This is a genomic window from Aeromonas sp. 55A (genome assembly GCF_051919665.1).
GTDB classification, from domain to species: domain Bacteria; phylum Pseudomonadota; class Gammaproteobacteria; order Enterobacterales; family Aeromonadaceae; genus Aeromonas; species Aeromonas veronii.
In genome coordinates this window covers 649,007-667,500 of record NZ_JBQBEH010000008.1, presented here as the reverse complement: position 1 = coordinate 667,500, position 18,494 = coordinate 649,007, and the positions used below count along the sequence as shown (strand labels likewise).

13 protein-coding genes and 2 rRNA genes (1 of these 15 cut by a window edge) are annotated in these 18,494 nt (G+C 60.2%); 4 read left to right on the top strand and 11 right to left on the bottom strand.

From position 1 onward, the window contains the following. From ACTG2G_RS06965 to ACTG2G_RS06950, 4 genes are all read left to right on the top strand, one after another. Positions 1-2,614: ribosomal RNA gene (locus ACTG2G_RS06965) — 23S ribosomal RNA — on the top strand; it begins 275 nt to the left of the window's first position. Between the two features lie 122 nt (positions 2,615-2,736). Continuing rightward, positions 2,737-2,851: ribosomal RNA gene (gene rrf / locus ACTG2G_RS06960) — 5S ribosomal RNA — on the top strand. Between the two features lie 183 nt (positions 2,852-3,034). Beyond that, entirely contained in the window at positions 3,035-3,541 is a 507-nt protein-coding gene (locus ACTG2G_RS06955; RefSeq protein ID WP_227341338.1) for an NUDIX domain-containing protein, read from the top strand. A gap of 132 nt (positions 3,542-3,673) precedes the next feature. Further along, a complete protein-coding gene (locus ACTG2G_RS06950; RefSeq protein WP_421250022.1) occupies positions 3,674-5,836 on the top strand; it encodes an AsmA family protein in 2,163 nt (720 codons plus the stop codon). A 173-nt stretch (positions 5,837-6,009) separates the two neighbouring features. Here the strand turns inward: ACTG2G_RS06950 and glnE are convergent, their stop codons facing one another. From glnE to ACTG2G_RS06895, 11 genes are all read right to left on the bottom strand, one after another. Continuing rightward, the gene (glnE, locus tag ACTG2G_RS06945; RefSeq protein ID WP_421387269.1) at positions 6,010-8,883 is read right to left on the bottom strand and encodes a bifunctional [glutamate--ammonia ligase]-adenylyl-L-tyrosine phosphorylase/[glutamate--ammonia-ligase] adenylyltransferase; all 2,874 of its coding nucleotides are present in this window, start codon (positions 8,881-8,883) and stop codon (positions 6,010-6,012) included. A gap of 187 nt (positions 8,884-9,070) precedes the next feature. After that, a complete protein-coding gene (locus ACTG2G_RS06940; protein WP_005343409.1) occupies positions 9,071-10,414 on the bottom strand; it encodes an NCS2 family permease in 1,344 nt (447 codons plus the stop codon). Between the two features lie 264 nt (positions 10,415-10,678). After that, the gene (locus ACTG2G_RS06935) at positions 10,679-11,008 is read right to left on the bottom strand and encodes a hypothetical protein (protein WP_005343410.1); all 330 of its coding nucleotides are present in this window, start codon (positions 11,006-11,008) and stop codon (positions 10,679-10,681) included. 93 nt (positions 11,009-11,101) lie between these two features. Continuing rightward, positions 11,102-12,769: an energy-dependent translational throttle protein EttA gene (gene ettA / locus ACTG2G_RS06930; RefSeq protein WP_005338959.1), complete on the bottom strand. Its 1,668-nt coding sequence runs from the start codon at positions 12,767-12,769 to the stop codon at positions 11,102-11,104. A 187-nt stretch (positions 12,770-12,956) separates the two neighbouring features. Next, positions 12,957-13,787, bottom strand: a complete 831-nt coding sequence (locus ACTG2G_RS06925; protein ID WP_216951989.1) for a phosphorylase family protein — start codon at positions 13,785-13,787, stop codon at positions 12,957-12,959. A gap of 107 nt (positions 13,788-13,894) precedes the next feature. Then, positions 13,895-14,752, bottom strand: coding sequence for a lytic transglycosylase domain-containing protein (locus ACTG2G_RS06920; protein ID WP_421387265.1), 858 nt, complete (start codon positions 14,750-14,752; stop codon positions 13,895-13,897). A gap of 155 nt (positions 14,753-14,907) precedes the next feature. Next, positions 14,908-15,096 carry a hypothetical protein gene (locus ACTG2G_RS06915; protein ID WP_042054915.1) on the bottom strand — a complete coding sequence of 63 codons (189 nt, stop codon included), beginning with the start codon at positions 15,094-15,096 and terminating at the stop codon, positions 14,908-14,910. A 203-nt stretch (positions 15,097-15,299) separates the two neighbouring features. Further along, positions 15,300-15,518 carry a hypothetical protein gene (locus tag ACTG2G_RS06910; RefSeq protein ID WP_439985307.1) on the bottom strand — a complete coding sequence of 73 codons (219 nt, stop codon included), beginning with the start codon at positions 15,516-15,518 and terminating at the stop codon, positions 15,300-15,302. After that, positions 15,518-15,904 carry a DUF2076 domain-containing protein gene (locus tag ACTG2G_RS06905; RefSeq protein WP_439985306.1) on the bottom strand — a complete coding sequence of 129 codons (387 nt, stop codon included), beginning with the start codon at positions 15,902-15,904 and terminating at the stop codon, positions 15,518-15,520. The genes ACTG2G_RS06910 and ACTG2G_RS06905 overlap by 1 nt, the downstream gene beginning before the upstream one ends. A gap of 110 nt (positions 15,905-16,014) precedes the next feature. Beyond that, the gene (locus ACTG2G_RS06900; RefSeq protein WP_421311300.1) at positions 16,015-17,028 is read right to left on the bottom strand and encodes an NAD-dependent epimerase; all 1,014 of its coding nucleotides are present in this window, start codon (positions 17,026-17,028) and stop codon (positions 16,015-16,017) included. Continuing rightward, on the bottom strand, positions 17,025-18,404 hold the full coding sequence (locus tag ACTG2G_RS06895) for a UDP-glucose dehydrogenase family protein (RefSeq protein WP_236296048.1): 1,380 nt from the start codon (positions 18,402-18,404) through the stop codon (positions 17,025-17,027). Before ACTG2G_RS06895 ends, ACTG2G_RS06900 begins: the two co-directional genes overlap by 4 nt. Positions 18,405-18,494 lie beyond the last annotated feature (90 nt).

The window sequence follows — 18,494 nt, the reverse complement described above, 5'->3', positions numbered from 1 at the left end:
CATCTTGGAAGTTAGTGGAACGGTCCTGGAAAGGCCGGCGATACAGGGTGATAGCCCCGTACACGAAAACAACCTTGATGTGAAATCGAGTAGGGCGGGACACGTGACATCCTGTCTGAATATGGGGGGACCATCCTCCAAGGCTAAATACTCCTGACTGACCGATAGTGAACCAGTACCGTGAGGGAAAGGCGAAAAGAACCCCTGTGAGGGGAGTGAAATAGAACCTGAAACCGTGTACGTACAAGCAGTGGGAGCCCTTCGGGGTGACTGCGTACCTTTTGTATAATGGGTCAGCGACTTACATTTTGTAGCGAGGTTAACCGTATAGGGGAGCCGTAGGGAAACCGAGTCTTAACTGGGCGTCTAGTTGCAAGGTGTAGACCCGAAACCGGGTGATCTAGCCATGGGCAGGTTGAAGGTTGAGTAACATCAACTGGAGGACCGAACCCACTAACGTTGCAAAGTTAGGGGATGACCTGTGGCTGGGGGTGAAAGGCCAATCAAACTCGGAGATAGCTGGTTCTCCCCGAAAGCTATTTAGGTAGCGCCTCGGACGAATACTACTGGGGGTAGAGCACTGTTTGGGCTAGGGGGTCATCCCGACTTACCAACCCCATGCAAACTCCGAATACCAGTAAGTAATATCCGGGAGACACACGGCGGGTGCTAACGTCCGTCGTGAAGAGGGAAACAACCCAGACCGCCGGCTAAGGTCCCAAAGTTCTGGTTAAGTGGGAAACGATGTGGGAAGGCTCAGACAGCTAGGATGTTGGCTTAGAAGCAGCCATCATTTAAAGAAAGCGTAATAGCTCACTAGTCGAGTCGGCCTGCGCGGAAGATGTAACGGGGCTCAAACCAGGCACCGAAGCCGCGGATTCACGCTAAGCGTGAGTGGTAGGGGAGCGTTCTGTAAGTCTGCGAAGGTGTATCGAGAGGTATGCTGGAGATATCAGAAGTGCGAATGCTGACGTAAGTAACGATAAAGGGGGTGAAAAGCCTCCTCGCCGGAAGACCAAGGGTTCCTGTCCAACGTTAATCGGGGCAGGGTGAGTCGACCCCTAAGGCGAGGCCGAAAGGCGTAGTCGATGGGAAGCAGGTTAATATTCCTGCACGACTTGTAATTGCGATGGGGGGACGGAGAAGGCTAGGTGGGCCAGGCGACGGTTGTCCTGGTGAAAGTGCGTAGGTGGTGTTTGTAGGCAAATCCGCAGACACAACGCTGAGACACGAGACGAACGCACTACGGTGCGGAAGCCATTGATGCCCTGCTTCCAGGAAAAGCCTCTAAGCTTCAGATTACAAGTCATCGTACCCCAAACCGACACAGGTGGTCGGGTAGAGAATACCAAGGCGCTTGAGAGAACTCGGGTGAAGGAACTAGGCAAAATAGAACCGTAACTTCGGGAGAAGGTTCGCTCTTGATGGTGAAGTCCCTTGCGGATGGAGCTGTCGGGAGTCGCAGTGACCAGATGGCTGGGACTGTTTATCAAAAACACAGCACTCTGCAAACACGAAAGTGGACGTATAGGGTGTGACACCTGCCCGGTGCCGGAAGGTTAATTGATGGGGTTAGCGCAAGCGAAGCTCTTGATCGAAGCCCCGGTAAACGGCGGCCGTAACTATAACGGTCCTAAGGTAGCGAAATTCCTTGTCGGGTAAGTTCCGACCTGCACGAATGGTGTAACCATGGCCATGCTGTCTCCACCCGAGACTCAGTGAAATCGAATTCGCCGTGAAGATGCGGTGTACCCGCGGCTAGACGGAAAGACCCCGTGAACCTTTACTACAGCTTGGCACTGAACATTGAACCTACATGTGTAGGATAGGTGGGAGGCTTTGAAGGCGTGACGCCAGTTGCGCTGGAGCCGTCCTTGAAATACCACCCTTGTATGTTTGATGTTCTAACGCAGGGCCCTGAATCGGGCTCGCGGACAGTGCCTGGTGGGTAGTTTGACTGGGGCGGTCTCCTCCCAAAGAGTAACGGAGGAGCACGAAGGTTGGCTAATCCTGGTCGGACATCAGGAGGTTAGTGCAATGGCATAAGCCAGCTTAACTGCGAGACGGACAGGTCGAGCAGGTACGAAAGTAGGTCATAGTGATCCGGTGGTTCTGAATGGAAGGGCCATCGCTCAACGGATAAAAGGTACTCCGGGGATAACAGGCTGATACCGCCCAAGAGTTCATATCGACGGCGGTGTTTGGCACCTCGATGTCGGCTCATCACATCCTGGGGCTGAAGTCGGTCCCAAGGGTATGGCTGTTCGCCATTTAAAGTGGTACGCGAGCTGGGTTCAGAACGTCGTGAGACAGTTCGGTCCCTATCTGCCGTGGGCGTTGGATGATTGAAGGGAGTTGCTCCTAGTACGAGAGGACCGGAGTGAACGAACCTCTGGTGTTCGGGTTGTCACGCCAGTGGCACTGCCCGGTAGCTAAGTTCGGAATCGATAACCGCTGAAAGCATCTAAGCGGGAAGCGAGCCCTGAGATGAGTCATCCCTGACCCCTTGAGGGTCCTAAAGGGCCGTTGGAGACCACAACGTTGATAGGTGGGGTGTGTAAGCGCGGCGACGTGTTGAGCTAACCCATACTAATTACCCGTGAGGCTTAACCATACAACACCCAAGAAGTGTTCTAAGGCTTGTAGCAAATAGAACGAACTACTCAAATTCAGTGATAGTGACAAGCCAAGCGCAACATCACTACTCACGTCAGCTTTCACAGATTGAAGAATTTGCCTGGCGGCCATAGCGCCGTGGAACCACCTGATCCCATGCCGAACTCAGAAGTGAAACGCGGTAGCGCCGATGGTAGTGTGGCATTCGCCATGCGAGAGTAGGACACTGCCAGGCACCCAATACAAGAAACCCCGCTCATCGAGCGGGGTTTTTTATTGCCTGAAAATTAGCAAATCGCCTGATAATTGTCCCGTTTTATTCCTCTCCCTTTGAATGCCTAGTCTTCCCCGTCGGTTTTACTCATAAAAAACGGTCACAACAGCGTAAAATGGTGCTTTATTTCGTCGGAGATAGCCCATGTTTTGTCCAAAATGCGGTGGTCAAACCTTGCAGAGCGTCAGCCCTAAAGAGTTTCTCTGTGGCTGCGGTTTTCATTTTTTCCAGAATGTGGCGACGGCGGTGATGGTGGCGCTTTGCTGGCAGGATGAGGTGCTGGTTGCGGTGCGTGCCCGCAATCCGGGCAAGGGGTTGCTGGATCTGCCGGGCGGATTTGTCGATCCCGGCGAGTCGCTGGAGGAGGCACTGGTGCGCGAGTTGCAGGAGGAGCTGGGGCTCGATGTCAGCGCTCATCCTTGTACCTATCTCGGTTCCTTTCCCAATATCTATCTCTACGATGGCATCACCTATCACACCTGTGACACCTTTTTCGCTATCAAGCTGAGTGAAAAACCGTTCATCCAGCCGGCTGACGATGTGGCCGCCTGTCAGTGGCTGAAGATCAGCGATATTCCCTTGCCCCGCTTTGCTTTCGAATCGACGCGCACCGCGGTGGCGCGGCTGCAGCAATCCTCTTTGCAAGCCTGATCCCTGCTGATGACGATGGGGATTGGCAGCGACCATCCTTGTCTCATCCTTGTCCACTTTTGTCCCGCAGACGCCATTCGTCAGACGGTGAGTGGTATAGTCAGCAGTGGATCCGGATTCAAGGAGCATATCGTGAAGAAGATAGTTCTCATCTTGCTCGGCATCGCCGTGGCAGCCTTGCTGGCCATAGTGACGTTGATAAGCCTTATCGACCCCAATCAATTCAAGCCCCAACTGGCTGAACAGGTGCGCAAGAGCACGGGTCGGGAGCTGGTGATGGCGGGGGAGATTGACTGGCGTTTCTGGCCGAGTCTCGGGCTCTCGCTGGAGAAGGTCGCTCTGCGCAATCCGGCCGGTTTTGCCGAGCCGGATCTGGTTCGTTTCGAGCAGGGCGAGGCCTCGGTGGCCCTGTTGCCGCTGCTCTCCCATCGTCTGGAGATCGGCAAGGTGACCCTGAGTGGCGCCAATCTCTTTATCCAGACCAAGGCGGATGGCAGCTCCAATCTGAGCGGACTGCTCAAAGATGCCACTGCTGATGCAAGCGAACCGGTCGTCCCCGCAACCCCAGCGCCAACCGCTGATAGCAAGCCCTGGCAGATCAGCTTGCAGGGTGTCGCGCTCTCCCAGGCCAGTGCGCTGGTGCAGGATGATCGCAGCGGCACGTCGCTGCGACTGGATCGCCTCGATCTCGATATGGGGCAACTGGCCACCGGTCAGTGGGTACCCGTGACGCTGGCCGCCAAGGGGAGTGCCGACAAGCTCGCTTTCGACGTTAAAGGGCAGACCCAGATCAAGCTGGCGCAGGAGGTGATGGCGAGTGAGCTGAAAGATCTGAGCCTCAGCGGCAGCCTGAGTGACCCGTCTCTGCGACTCGACAGTTTCTCCATCAAGGGAGACCGACTGGCCCTTGGTGAGTGGAGCAACCTCACGTTGGCGCTGAAAGGAGCCAAGGGTGAGGGGCAGCAAGCTTCACTGGCTGGTTCGCTGGAAGGAACGCTCAAGGGACGGCTCGATAAAGAGATGAAGCTTGCCGAGCTCTCCGATGTGCTGCTGACGGCTGCGCTGGAAGGTGATGCGCTGCCGCGCCCGCAGATGAAGCTGAAACTGGCCGGGTTTGCCCGTGCCGAGCTCGACAAGCAGTTGATTACCCTGAGCAAGCTGGTGATGAGTGCTGATGAGGCGCTGCTGAGTGGTGATGGAACCGTGCAGCTTGGCGCTGTTCCCTCGATCAGCTTCGATCTCAAGGGGGAGAAGCTGGATCTCGACAAATGGCTCGCCAGATCGGCACCGACCACACCAGCGCAGGCGAGAGAGGACAAACCAACGGTCGGTGCTTCCAATACCGCTGCAACTGGCGATAAAGAAGCAACCGGCAAGAGCGAAGCCCTTTCCGCGGTTGAACCGGATCTGGGCGCGCTCAAAGGTGTGGATCTGGATGGTCGGTTGCAACTCGGTAGCCTGCGCCTGAAAGGGCTGGATCTCGGTACTGTCGATCTGCAGGTGGTTTTGGCCAAGGGACTGCTGACGCTCAAACAGTTCAGCGCGACCGTGGCGGGCGGTCAGGTAAGCGCGAAAGGGGTTCTCGACGCACGCCAGCAACCCGCCACCTACAAGGTGCACAAGCAGGTGGCCGGAGTGAACATTCGTCCCTTGCTGCAGACTCTGGCCCAGAGCGATCTGCTGGAGGGTAAGGGCGATCTCGATGTGCAGGTGCAGGGGCGTGGTCTCTCCCCTCTGGCACTGCGCAACGGAATGCAGGGCAAGGTGACCTTGAAGCTGAGCGACGGCGCCCTGCACGGCATCAACCTAGCGGAAATGATCCGCGAGGCGCGGGCCACCCTCACCGGCAAGGGGGCCGAGCAGGTGAAGGAGGCGCGCAAGACCGACTTCAGCGCCCTCACCGCCAGCTTCCAGATTGCCGACGGCATCGCCCGTAGCAACGACATCCAGCTCTTTGCCCCCGCCTTGCGGGTCAAGGGCGAGGGGCAGACGGCGCTGGTGCTGGAGAGCCTCGACTTCCTGTTCCTCACCTCCATTGTCGAGAGCAGCAAGGGGCAGGGGGGCAAGGATGTGGATGAGCTGAAGGAGATCACCATTCCGGTGCGGATCGGCGGTCACTGGCAAGCCCCCAGCTACCAGCTCGATGTGAAGGCGCTGCTTAGCAACAACAAGCTGCTGGAGGATAAGGCGCGCAAGGAGGCCGAACGCGGCCTCAAGAAGCTGCTGGGGGACAAGGCCGACAATGAAGCCGTCAAAGGTGTGGCTGACCAGCTGCTCAAGGGATTGTTCAAATAGCCCCAGCCTTTCGTTTTATCCCCATGCAGAGCCCGCCCCGTGCGGGCTCTTTCTTATTGTGGAGACCGTTCTGTGAGTGTCGTATCGGACTAGGCATTGGCCTGGCAACTCTATAGGGAAGGGCCCGCCTGAATTGCTTCAGGCGGGCCCTTTTTCATTACCGCAGGCGGGAATTACTCCCCCAGCAGGGTTTGCCAGACGCCGAGGACATGGCTGCGCTCACTCTGCAGCTGATCGTCGCTCACCTTGCGGGAGATCTCCGAGAGGTTGAGGCGATGGCCGAGGTTGCGGATCTCCAGATAGGCCTGTTTCAGCCCCTCTGCCTGCTCCAGGGTCAGCACCCCTGCCAGGACGCACTCGTCGAAGATGCGTACGTTATCGGACCAGCGTGTGAGGGCATCGGGCTCGCCGCAGGCGTGGGCCAGCACCAGATACTGGGCGATAAACTCGATATCTACCATGCCGCCGGGGGACTGCTTGAGGTCGAACTCGCCAGCCCCCGCTTTCAGCAGGTGATCCCGCATCTTGTGGCGCATCTCGCGCACCTCGCGGGCCAGGGTCGGCAGGTCGCGCTCCTTGGCCAGCACGGCGCGGCGGATGCGGGCAAACTCGGCGATCACCGCCTCATCGCCATAGATGGGACGGGCCCGCACCAGCGCCTGATGTTCCCAGGTCCAGGCCTCGCTTTGCTGATACAGCTCGTAGGCCGACAGCGACGAGACCAGCAGGCCGGAGTCGCCGGAGGGGCGCAGCCGCATATCGATCTCGTAGAGAATGCCGGAGGGGGTGCGGGTGCTGAACAGGTGCAGGATCCGCTGGGCAAGGCGCAGGTAGAACTGGCGGCTATCGATGGGCTTGCGGCCATCTGTGTAGCTGTTGGGATCGCCGCCGTGCAGGAACACCAGATCGAGATCCGAGCCGTAGCCGAGCTCGATGCCACCCAGCTTGCCGTAGGCCACCACCGCAAAGCCGCGCTGGCCGCTCACCGCCACCTCGGGTGGCACCCCGTAGCGCTCGCTCATCTGGGACCAAGCCTGATTGACCACCTCTTCGGTGATCGCCTCCGCCAGCCAGGTGAGGTGGTCGCTCACCTTCATCAGCGGCAGGGCGCCGGCGATGTCGGCCGCCACGATACGCAGCAGTTGCACCTGCTTGAACTGGCGCAGCGCCTCCATCTGCTGCTCCACGTCCTCTTCGGGGATGCGCAGCAGGAACTGGCGCAGCTGGGGCTTGTACTGATCGAGCGGGGTGGGGTGATAGAGGTGCTGGGGATCGAGCAGCTCGTCCAGCAGGATGGGGTAGCGGGCCAGCTGCTCGCTCACCAGATGGCTGGCGTCACACAGCCGCACCAGCTGGCGCAGGGCGCCCGGGTTTTCCGCCAGCAGCTGCAGATAGGCGCTGCGGGTGAAGATACGGGTCAGCAACTCGCACACCCGTTCGAACAGGCGGGCGGGTTGCTCGCTGGCGACCACCAGCCGCAGCAGCTCCGGCATCAGCCAGTCCAGCGCGATGCGCCCCTGCGGCCCCACCTGACGGCGCTTGTACTCCTCCTTGAAACGCAGCAGAGCGGCGCAGAGCGGGGAGGGCTCGGCCACCCCCTGCGCGGTCAGCAGTTGCTCCAGCTCGGCGGCGTCGAGCTCGGTGCGCCAGAGATCGAGCCAGAGCTGCTCCAGATTGGCGGGGGCCTCCTTCTCTTCCCCCACCACGGCGGCGAACTCCTGATGGACGGCGGCCATCTCCTCATCGAGATGAGCCATAAAGGCGTCCCAGTCGCCAAAACCTAGAGCAGCGATCAGCCGCTGGCGATCCCGCTCCTCGGTGGGCAGGGTCTGGGTCTGCTGATCGCCGATCTCCTGCAGGATGTTTTCGATCCGACGCAGGAAGCGGTACGCCACCAGCAAGCGGTCGCAATGCTCTGCCTCGAGGGCGCCGCACTGGGCGATGGCGGCCAGCGCCTCCGGCAGGTGACGCACCCGCAGTGCCGGTTCACGGCCGCCGCGAATAAGTTGCAGCGCCTGGGCGATAAACTCCACTTCACGGATGCCGCCAGCCCCCAGCTTGATGTTGCCCTCCAGCCCCTTGCGGCGCACCTCGGCAGCGATCATCGCTTTCATCTGGCGCAGGCCGTCGATGACGCCAAAGTCGATATAGCGGCGAAACACAAAGGGGCGCAGCATTTCGGCGAGCTCCACAGCGTGCTCGCACTGGGGCCCCAGTACCCGCGCCTTGACCATGGCGTAGCGCTCCCAGTTGCGGCCGTGATGCTGGTAGTAATCCTCCATGGCGGCGAAGGAGATGGCGAGCGGCCCCGCATCGCCAAAGGGGCGCAGTCGCATATCGACCCGGAACACCTGACCATCCTGCGTGGGCTGGTGGAGGGCGTTGATGATGCGCTGGCCCAGCTTGATGAAGAATTGCTGGTTGGCGAGCTCGCGTCGCCCGCCAACCGTGTAGCCGTTCTCGGGGAAGGTGAAGATAAGGTCGATATCCGAGGAGAAGTTGAGCTCGCCGCCCCCGAGCTTACCCATGCCGAGGATCAGTAGCGGTTGCGGATTACCGTTGCCATCCATCGGGGTGCCCAGCTCGCTGCACTGTTTGGCGTAGAGCCAGTCGCGAGCGGAGCAGATGAGGGCATCCGCCAGTTTGGTGAGGTGGATAAAGCTCTCTTCCACCGCCGCATGGCCCAGCAGCTCGCGCCAGGCGATCACCAGCATGCGGCTGCGGCGGAACTGGCGCAGGATACGCTTGAGCGCCTCTTCATCGCTTACCTCGGCGAGCAGGGCGGTCAGATCGCGCTGGTAGGCGGGCCAGCGTTCGGCCTGATCCAGTTCTCCGGAGGCGAGCAGTTCGGTCAGCAACTCGGGCTGTTTGAAGAGGGAGTCGGCGACAAAATCGGAGAGGCCGAGCAGGGTCAGCAGGGTCTGGCGAACGGGCTCGGGCAGCGAGCCATAGTCGGGGGCCAGCTCGACCAGTCGCTGCCATTGGCGCTCGGCCTGTTCTTGCAGCAGGGGGGAGAAGGCGGAGAAAGAGGGAGAGTGCTGGGCCACGGTTGCCGTCCTTGTGGTTCACGACAGCGGGTTAACGACACGAGGTTAACAACGCTGCCGGTTCAAAATGGTGGCTGCCAATCTAGCACTGTCAGGCCCCCGCGTCACAGCGCAGGGGCGAGAAGCATGATCCGGCAAATAAAAATGGGCTCCCTGTCGGGAGCCCATCGGATTGCGCTGGTCATTATCAGTGGCTATCGACCCAGACGAACTTGAGCACGAACAGCAGGGCTACCACCAGCACGCAGGGGTTGATTTCGCGCCAGCGGCCGGTGCCTGCCTTCATCACGCAGTAGGAGATAAAGCCCACGGCGATCCCCTCGGTGATGGAGAAGCTGAACGGCATCATCACCGCGGTCATAAAGGCCGGTACCGCTTCGGTCAGATCTTCCCACTTCACCCGGGTCAGCTCGGAGCACATCAGCACGCCCACATAGATAAGGGCGCCAGCAGCGGCATAGGCCGGCACCATGGCGGCGACCGGAGAGAAGAAGATAGCCAGCAGGAACAGCAGGCCGACCACGATGGCGGTCAGACCGGTACGGCCGCCAACGGCGACGCCGGAGCTGCTCTCGATAAAGGCGGTGACCGAGGAGGTGCCCATGAAAGCGCCGCCGACGGAGCTCACGCTATCCACCATCAGCGCCTGTTTCATGCGCGGGAAGTGGCCCTTGTCATCGGCCAGCTTGGCGCGGTTGGTGACACCGATCAGGGTGCCGGAAGAGTCGAACAGGTTGACCAGCATAAAGGAGAAGATGATCCCGGCGAGGCTGATATCGAGCGATCCCATCAGATCCAGTTGGCCGAACACCGGCTCGATGCTGGGGGGCATGGAGACAAAGCCCTTGAAGGTGACATCGCCAAACAGCCAGCCCAGACCGGTAGTGACCACGATGGCGATCAGCACGGCGGAGTGGACGCCGCGGGCGGAGAAGATGCAGATCAGGAAGAAACCGAGCAGACCCAGCAGGCAGGGCAGGGAGGTGAGGTTGCCCACGGTCACCATAGTCGCGGGGCTGGCGACCACGATCCCGGCGTTGTGCAGGCCGAGCAGGGCGATCAGCAGACCGATACCGGCGGTGATGCCGACCCGCAGGGTGAGCGGGATGTTGCCGATCAGCCAATAGCGCACCCGCAGCAGGGTAAGGATCAACAGACCCATGGCGCCCCAGAAGATGGTGCCCATGCCCACTTGCCAGGAGTAGCCCATACCCGCGACGACCACGAAGGCGAAGAAGGCGTTGAGACCCATGGCGGGGGCCAGCGCTATCGGCAGGTTGGCCAACAGGCCCATCAGGATGCTGCCGATACCGGCGATGAGGCAGGTGGTGACGAACACGGCCTGGGTGTCCATGCCCGCCGCAGAGAGGATCTGCGGGTTGACGAACACGATGTAGACCATGGTCAGGAAGGTGGTGATACCGGCGATCACTTCGGTGCGGGCGGTAGTGCCATGGCCTTGCAGGGCAAACAGGCGCTCAAGCAATCCTTGCCCGGCAGCCTGATTGGCAGCTTGGTGTTGTTGATTCATGTTGGATTCCAATAGGTGACGTGAAATAAGCAGCAGGGGAACGGGCTATCCCATCCATGCGGGGTAAATTGCCCTGTTTCTGGCGGTTAAGTAACCAGACTCGTCCTGATACCGTGACAGCGCGCACATTTTTACACAGGCGTCGCCGTTTACAAACCCCGGATCTGCGAAGCAGATCAATGAATAGAGTAAAAATTCAAACGTTTGCTTCTTGAGCGTGAAAAAAGGTTCTCAGCAGAGAACCTTTTATCGAAAATTGGGGGCTTAAAGGGTCTTGAAGTAGCGCTCGACCAGCTGGGCCAGTACCGAGTCGAGCCGGTCTTGCACTTCACCCAGTTCACGGCCGAAGCGGCGCAGAAAGAGGCTTGCCTGCTCTTCGGTCAGCTTGCGTCCCTCGATAAAGAACTCCTGCTCAGGCAGTTGCTTGTCGTAGCGGGGGATCAGCACCCAGCTCACCAGCTCGGGCTCCACGGCGGCAAAAATCTTGGCGGCAGCAGCACAGAAGGTCTCTATGTGCTCCTTGCCATCCGGCCCGAGGCACCCCGGTTCAACCCGGATCTGGATGGTGAGTTTTTTCTCTATGGGGGTCGTCATCGTGCTACATCCATGCAAAGGCATCCGTCTAGGATTGTAAGTCAAAAGGCAACAGAAAGGGGAGCCGAAGCTCCCCTCAACACGCAGTCAGCCTTATTTGGCGATGCGCTTGTACTTGGCGCGATGGGGCTGGATCGCCTCGGCGCCGTAGGTCTTCTTCTTCCACTCTTCGTATTCGGTAAAGTTACCTTCGAAGAACTCGATCTTGCCCTCATCCTGATAGTCGAGGATGTGAGTGGCGATACGGTCGAGGAACCAGCGGTCGTGGGAGATGACCATGGCACAACCCGGGAACTCCAGCAGGGCGTTCTCGAGGGCGCGCAGGGTTTCGATGTCCAGATCGTTGGTCGGTTCATCCAGCAGCAGCACGTTGCCGCCGGTCTGCAGCAGCTTGGCCAGATGCAGACGACCACGTTCACCACCGGAGAGCTCGCCAACCCGCTTCTGCTGGTCGGAACCCTTGAAGTTGAAGCGGCCGATATAGGCGCGGCTCGGGAACTCGTAGTTTCCGATGCGCAGGATATCCTGACCGTCCGCGACCTCTTCGAAGACCGTCTTCTTGTCATCCATGCTGTCGCGGAACTGATCGACAGAGGCCAGCACCACGGTTTCACCCAGGGTGATGGCGCCGGAGTCCGGCTGCTCCTGACCCGACATCATGCGGAACAGGGTCGACTTACCGGCACCGTTAGGACCGATGATGCCGACGATGGCCCCTTTCGGAATGGCAAACGACAGATCGTCGATCAGCACCCGATCACCGTAGGATTTGCGCAGGTTGGCCACTTCAACCACCTTGTCGCCGAGGCGCGGTCCGGGCGGAATGAACAGCTCGTTGGTCTCGTTGCGCTTCTGGTAGTCGTTGGTGTTGAGCTCTTCGAAGCGAGCCATACGGGCCTTGGACTTGGCCTGACGGCCTTTCGGGTTTTGACGAACCCACTCCAGCTCTTTCTCGATGGACTTGCGACGGGCCGCTTCGGAACTTGCTTCCTGCGCCAGACGGGCATCCTTCTGCTCCAGCCAGGAGGAGTAGTTGCCTTCCCACGGGATACCTTCGCCGCGGTCCAGCTCCAGGATCCAGCCTGCCACGTTGTCGAGGAAGTAACGGTCGTGGGTGATGGCCACTACAGTGCCTTCGTAGTCGTGCAGGAAGCGCTCCAGCCAGGCCACGGATTCCGCATCCAGGTGGTTGGTCGGTTCGTCCAGCAGCAGCATGTCCGGCTTTTCCAGCAGCAGACGGCAGAGTGCCACACGGCGGCGCTCACCACCGGAGAGGTGCTTGATCTTGGCATCCCAGGCCGGCAGGCGCAGGGCATCGGCCGCACGCTCCAGCTGGTTTTCCATGTTGTGGCCGCCCTGGGCCTGGATGATAGCTTCCAGCTCGCCCTGTTCGCGGGCCAGCTTGTCAAAGTCGGCATCCGGGTCGGCGTAGGCCGCATAGACTTCGTCCAGACGGGCCATGGCGCGCTTCACCTCGCCAACGGCCTCTTCGACCGCTTCGCGTACGGTCTGCTCCGGCTCCAGCTTCGGCTCCTGCGGCAGGTAGCCAATCTTGATACCGGGCTGCGGACGGGCTTCCCCTTCGATCTCGGTGTCGATGCCCGCCATGATGCGCAGCAAGGTCGATTTACCGGCGCCGTTCAGACCCAGCACGCCAATCTTGGCGCCCGGGAAGAAGCTCAAGGAGATGTTCTTGAGAATATGACGCTTGGGCGGCACTACCTTGCCGACCCGGTTCATGGTGTAAATAAATTGAGCCATTGGCTAATTCTCTTCCTTTTCAGCAGGTTAATGTCTTGGCATTAACAGACTGATGTCGTGGTGGGGCCAGGTCGACACAGGTCAACCGGGTTCCAAAAAACCCGTCGATTGTAAACCAATGGGCAAGGGGGGGCAAAGATGGGGGGGGGAAGATAGGCCGCCTGTCATGACGGCCTCTTATAGGGCCTTATGCCTTGTGGAAACTGTTGATCAGCGCGTTTGCGTAATCAATGACAAATTGCTGGCAGTGGATGGCAGTCTGCGGGTCAAACTCTTCACCGTGGAGATCGGTATTGGAGAGTACCCGGATGCCGACAAAGGGTACCTTGTAGGCCTCAGCCACTAGGGCGGCGGAGGAGGTTTCCATCTCTTCCGCGGCGGTCTGGTAGGTCTGATGCAGCCAGTTGATGCGCGCTACCTGTCGGTTCCACTCATCGGCGGTGCCAATGATGCCGCCTACTACTCGGCCGTGGCGATAGCGATCGGCCATACCGAGGGCGCGGCCAATCAGCTCGGGATCGCCAGCGAACGAGCTGTGCTCCACCAGCTTGCCGTTATCGCGCAGACGCATGGTGACCTCGAAGTTGTGCCATTTGCTCGGATCGACGCCTTGCTCGGCGGGCATCAGGTCACTGCGATAGGCTCCCATGTTGAAGCTCTTGGTGCCGATAACGATATCGCCCCGGTGCAGTGCCGGATCATGGCCTCCTGCCGTACCCTGATTGATGATGAGACGCGGCTTGAAACGCTCAATCGCCAACGTGGTGGCGGCAGCGGCATTGGCCAGACCCACCTCGGTGCGGGAGATGACCACCGGATAGTCCGAGATAGTACCCTGCCAGTATGTCCAGGCCCCCACAGTCAGCTCCGTCTTGTCTTTCAGTGCGGCAACGAGAGTTTCGACTTCGACGTCCATCGCCCCCTGGATCAGGATGGGGGCCGGGGTGGCCGCCATCACGCTGGAGGAGAGGAGGGCAAAGAGGGTGAGCAGGCGCGAACAGCGTTTGATGATATTCATGGGATACCTGTAGGGCTGGCGAGAAAGCGCCGGATCCTACCGAAAGGAAAACGGTTGCGCAATGTTGGTGCGTGTTTTGTCAGTAACGGACATGCTGATGAATGGCCTCAGGGCTGCTTGTGGCCAGCGAAGTAGAGCACCCGTTTTACATACTCCTGTGTTTCGTCATAGGGTGGGATCCCGCCATAGCGTTCCACCGCTTTTTCCCCGGCATTGTAGGCCGCCGAGATCAGCACCCAGTCGCCATCGAAGCGGCGATCCAGCCACTTGAGATAGGTGACGCCGCCCTTGATGTTCTGGGCCGGATCGAATGGACGGGTCACCCCGAACCGTTGCTGAGTTTCGGGGATCAGCTGCATCAGCCCTTGGGCATTCTTGGGTGAAACGGCGCGGCTGTTGAGGTTGGATTCGGCGATGGCAATCGCCAGCACCAGCCGGGCATCCACCTGATGGTGTTTGGCGGCGTTGCGCAGCATGGTGACCAGTTTTTGCTTGGCGGGGGGCTGGCGCGCAACCCAGGAGTCGACATTGAAGGGGGTGGAGGGGAGCTGCGCCAGATAGCCCCCCTGACCGCCACGGATCCCGATGCCACACCGCTCCCCCATAGGGGCATTGCCGATGCGGGCGTTGTAGTAACGGGCGGCCTGTTGGTTACCCAGGCGCATAGCCATGGCGAGATAACTGTTGGCCAGCCTGGCGCTGCGCACCGAGGCTGGGCCGGTGGCGAGCAGGCGGCCGATCCGGAAATAACCTTCGGGATTGCCGGTGCTGGCGGCGACACAGTAGAGGGCGATGGCTTTTTGCAGATTGCCGTGTTGCTGGGCCACTTGACCCTGCTTGATCGCCGTTAGCGCCTTGGGGGCCTGTCTGAAATCCCTGCCTTGTGCCATCGCCCGCGGCGTACCTGCCAGTAACAACGACAAAAAAAGCAGCAAAAACAGTCCGTTTTCGCTGATGTGCCTCATGGGTTATCTCCTGTTTGAGTACAGAAGATATAGAGGAACATGGCTGCTATCGCCATGAACCCAGTGGATCCTGTTGTTATAGCCGGTTGGTTTCAGAGAGCAAAACGGTATGGAACTAACGGTATCTCGACCGTTTCACACCATTTTTCATCCGGTTAGAAGTCGTGGTGATACTCCTGCTCATCCAGCACGGCGGGAGGAAGCGTGCGATAGAAGCTGCCAATTTCGCTGACAACCCAGAGCGAAAGCAGGGCCAGCAGGCTGAGCAGGGGAAGCAGAGAGTGACTCTGGGTCAGGGCATAGGCCGCAATGGCGGCACCGGTCAAAAGCAGGGTTCGGATCATGGGTGGCTCCTTGTCGTCATGGGGGGGTTGCGTGGCCACGGACAGAGCGCCTGGGGTCGGGATTTGTTCCCGGGTGGCACGAAGCGCGCTGAGTATATCGCGTCATGCCGCTGCCGATCCGTGGTGTCATCACACTTTCCATAGTCATGGGGTTCGTATCGAGTTGGGCCCCGCCACATGCGGGGCCAGTAATGGTTTGACGGTCAGAAGAAACCGCCGTTGTTATCGTCACTGTCGGTCCAGCCGCCACTCTGGCTATCGTCGTCGAGAAAACTGCTGCCATCATCGGGAGGTGAATCCCAGCCGTCCCAGCGTACCGGTTCTGCATCGACCGGATTGGCAATGGGCGCTGGCTCTATGATGTCGATGATCTCCTCGGGCCGGTTGCTGTGAAACAGTCCGCCGATCATATCGGCCAGCATCACGCCACCGGCCACACCGGCGGCGGTTTGCAGGGCGCCGCCCAAAAGGAGCTGGTACGGGATGCTGACTGGGCTGGCGCGGATGCCGGTGGCGGCGTAAAGCGCGGAGGAGGGCTGCTTTCGCTAACAAACAGGCCGGAGAGAAAACTGCCACCACTTGGGGCGCTCTGGCTGGCTTCCAGCTCCTTGACCCGCTCGTTGAGGCGAGTAAGGGCAGCCTGCTGAATTAGCAGCGCCTGGGCCATGTAGTAGGGGGCATCGGGCTGCTGGGCCAGATGCTGGCGGATCAGCTGATCCGCTTGTGGGTCTCGCTTGCTATCCCTGGCTTGCGCTTGCTTGAGGCGGTCGAACAGTCCATCGATCAGACCCTGTTCCTGTGATTGCATCTCAAATCCTCGCTATGGTGCGCAGACAGTGCGTTCAGCCATCCTAAAACCCGCGGGGCATCTGTGGTATCTGATTAACTCATCAATGACCGAGGGGCAGCCCGCTCTCATCAACGGGCGGGCCGGTAGTAGTCGAGATACCAGCGGACAAACTCGGCAACACCTTGCTTGAGAGGCGTGGCGGGGCGCAGGCCGGTGAGGGTGTGCAGCGGCTCGCTGTCGGCCCAGGTGGCGTGCATGTCACCTGCCTGCATCGGCAGCATCCGCTTGATGGCGGGCTTGCCGATGGCCTCTTCCAGCGCCTCGATAAAATCGAGCAGCCGCACCGGCTGGCCGTTGCCGATATTGAGGATGCGGTAGGGGGCTGCGCTCTCGGCCGCGCTCTGCTCGCTGGCGTGCCAATCGGAATTGGGGCGGGGCGGCTGGTCGGCCACGGCGAGGATCCCCGTGACGATGTCATCTATGTAGGTGAAGTCGCGGCTGAGATCGCCGTGGTTATAGACGTCGATAGGCTCTCCCGCGAGGATGGCGCGGGTGAACTTGATGATGGCCATGTCGGGGCGGCCCCAGGGGCCGTAGACGGTAAAGAAGCGCAGCCCTGTGGTGGGCAGGCCATAGAGCGCCGAGTAGGCGTGGGCCATCAGCTCGCCACTCTTCTTGGTGGCGGCGTAGAGGGAGACCGGGTGATCCACCTGCTGCGCAGTGGAGTAGGGCATCTGATCCCCCATGCCATAGACCGAGCTGGAGGAGGCGTAGATGAGGTGCTGAATCCCGTGGTGACGACACCCCTCCAGCACCGTCAGCATGCCGGTGAGGTTGCTGTCGGCATAGGCGAACGGATTGTCGATAGAGTAACGCACCCCCGCCTGCGCCCCCAGATGGATCACCCGTTCGAAACGGTTGCTGGCAAAGAGAGCCGCCATCGCTTCGCGATCCGCCAGATCCAGCCGCTCGAAGTGAAAATGGGGGAAACTGGCCAGCTGGGCCAGCCGCGCCTCTTTCAGACTCACCTCGTAGTAGTTGTTGAGGTTGTCGATCCCCACCACCCGATGACCTGCGGCGCACAGCTGGCTGGCTACATGAAAACCGATAAAACCGGCGACGCCGGTGACCAGATACGTCATGGTTGGGTCTCCGGGTTACAACTGGTGTTGGCAGGCTGCTTTTTGGCGGGAAGATGTGGCCGCCCGATGGCGTGATAGTCAAACCCGAGCTCGCTGAGCTGGCGCGGATCATAGAGGTTGCGGCCATCGATGATGACGGGCTGGTTGAGCAGCGCTTTCAGCTGCTGGAAATCGGGGGCACGAAACGCCTGCCACTCGGTGCAGATCAGCAGGGCATCGGCCCCTTCCAGTGCCGCTTCCTGAGTCGGGCAGAGCAGCAGATCCGGCCGCTGGCCGTAGATCTGGCGGGCACGCTCCATCGCCTTGGGATCAAAGGCCTGCACCCGGCCACCGGCAGCCCAGATAGCGGCCAGAAGCGGGCGGCTCGGCGCATCGCGCATATCGTCGGTGCCGGGTTTGAACGCCAGTCCCCACAGGGCAAAGGTGTGGCCACGCAGATCCGGGCCGAAGCGGGTCAGCAGGGTTTGCGCCATCTTCTGTTGCTGGCGCAGGTTGACCTGCTCGACCGCCGTCAGCAGCGGGGCGTCGCAGCCGACACTCGCCGCGGTATGACGCAACGACTTGATATCTTTGGGGAAGCAGGAGCCGCCGTAGCCGCAGCCCGGGTAGATAAAGTGGTAACCGATGCGGGGATCGGCCCCCATCCCCTGGCGCACCGCCTCGATATCGGCCCCCAGCTGCTCGGCGAGGGCTGCCATCTCGTTCATAAAGGAGATCTTGGTGGCCAGCATGGCGTTGGCGGCGTATTTGGTGAGCTCGGCGCTGCGCAGATCCATCACCACGATCCGGTCGTGATTGCGGTTGAAGGGGGCGTAGAGGGTGCGCAACTGCTCAAGCGCCCGCTCGCTGTCACAGCCGATGATGATGCGATCTGGCCGCATGCAGTCGTTGATCGCCGCTCCCTCCTTGAGAAACTCGGGGTTGGCCGCCACCTCGCAGGTGAGGGTTAGCCCACGTTCGGCCAACTGTAGCTCAATATGTTCTCTTACTTGCTGCGCCGTGCCGACCGGCACAGTGCTCTTGGTCACCACCAGCTTGGGGCTGCTCATCAGTCGGCCTATGGTGTCGGCCACCGCCAGCACATGTTGCAGATCGGCCGAGCCATCCTCGTCAGCCGGGGTACCCACGGCGATCAGCAGCAGGTCGGCGTGTGCCACGCCAATGGCGGGATCGACCGTGAAGCTCAAGCGGCCGCTGGCCAGATGGCTCTCGACCAGCGGGGCCAGCCCCGGCTCATAGAAGGGGATCTGCCCCTGCCTGAGGGCGGCGATCCGCTCGTCATCCACATCCACGCAGCAGACCTGATGGCCCACCTCGGCCAGAACGGCGGCCTGCACCAGCCCGACATAGCCTGTGCCAAAAATGGTGACCTTCATGAAAAGTGCCTCGTGCTGTGAATGGAGTGATAGCGCGCTTAAACCGCGGCATGCTGCATCTTGGTGCAGCGGGTGTCAATGCCAGATGAC

What these genes read in the sequence shown, in the direction of transcription:
- ACTG2G_RS06920 (WP_421387265.1), bottom strand. Translation starts at nt 14,752, where the DNA reads ATGAGGCACATCAGCGAAAACGGACTGTTTTTGCTGCTTTTTTTGTCG.
- ettA (WP_005338959.1), bottom strand. Translation starts at nt 12,769, where the DNA reads ATGGCTCAATTTATTTACACCATGAACCGGGTCGGCAAGGTAGTGCCG.
- ACTG2G_RS06955 (WP_227341338.1), top strand. Translation starts at nt 3,035, where the DNA reads ATGTTTTGTCCAAAATGCGGTGGTCAAACCTTGCAGAGCGTCAGCCCT.
- ACTG2G_RS06935 (WP_005343410.1), bottom strand. Translation starts at nt 11,008, where the DNA reads ATGACGACCCCCATAGAGAAAAAACTCACCATCCAGATCCGGGTTGAA.
- ACTG2G_RS06910 (WP_439985307.1), bottom strand. Translation starts at nt 15,518, where the DNA reads ATGCTGGCCGATATGATCGGCGGACTGTTTCACAGCAACCGGCCCGAG.
- ACTG2G_RS06915 (WP_042054915.1), bottom strand. Translation starts at nt 15,096, where the DNA reads ATGATCCGAACCCTGCTTTTGACCGGTGCCGCCATTGCGGCCTATGCC.
- ACTG2G_RS06900 (WP_421311300.1), bottom strand. Translation starts at nt 17,028, where the DNA reads ATGACGTATCTGGTCACCGGCGTCGCCGGTTTTATCGGTTTTCATGTA.
- ACTG2G_RS06905 (WP_439985306.1), bottom strand. Translation starts at nt 15,904, where the DNA reads ATGCAATCACAGGAACAGGGTCTGATCGATGGACTGTTCGACCGCCTC.
- ACTG2G_RS06940 (WP_005343409.1), bottom strand. Translation starts at nt 10,414, where the DNA reads ATGAATCAACAACACCAAGCTGCCAATCAGGCTGCCGGGCAAGGATTG.
- ACTG2G_RS06925 (WP_216951989.1), bottom strand. Translation starts at nt 13,787, where the DNA reads ATGAATATCATCAAACGCTGTTCGCGCCTGCTCACCCTCTTTGCCCTC.
- ACTG2G_RS06895 (WP_236296048.1), bottom strand. Translation starts at nt 18,404, where the DNA reads ATGAAGGTCACCATTTTTGGCACAGGCTATGTCGGGCTGGTGCAGGCC.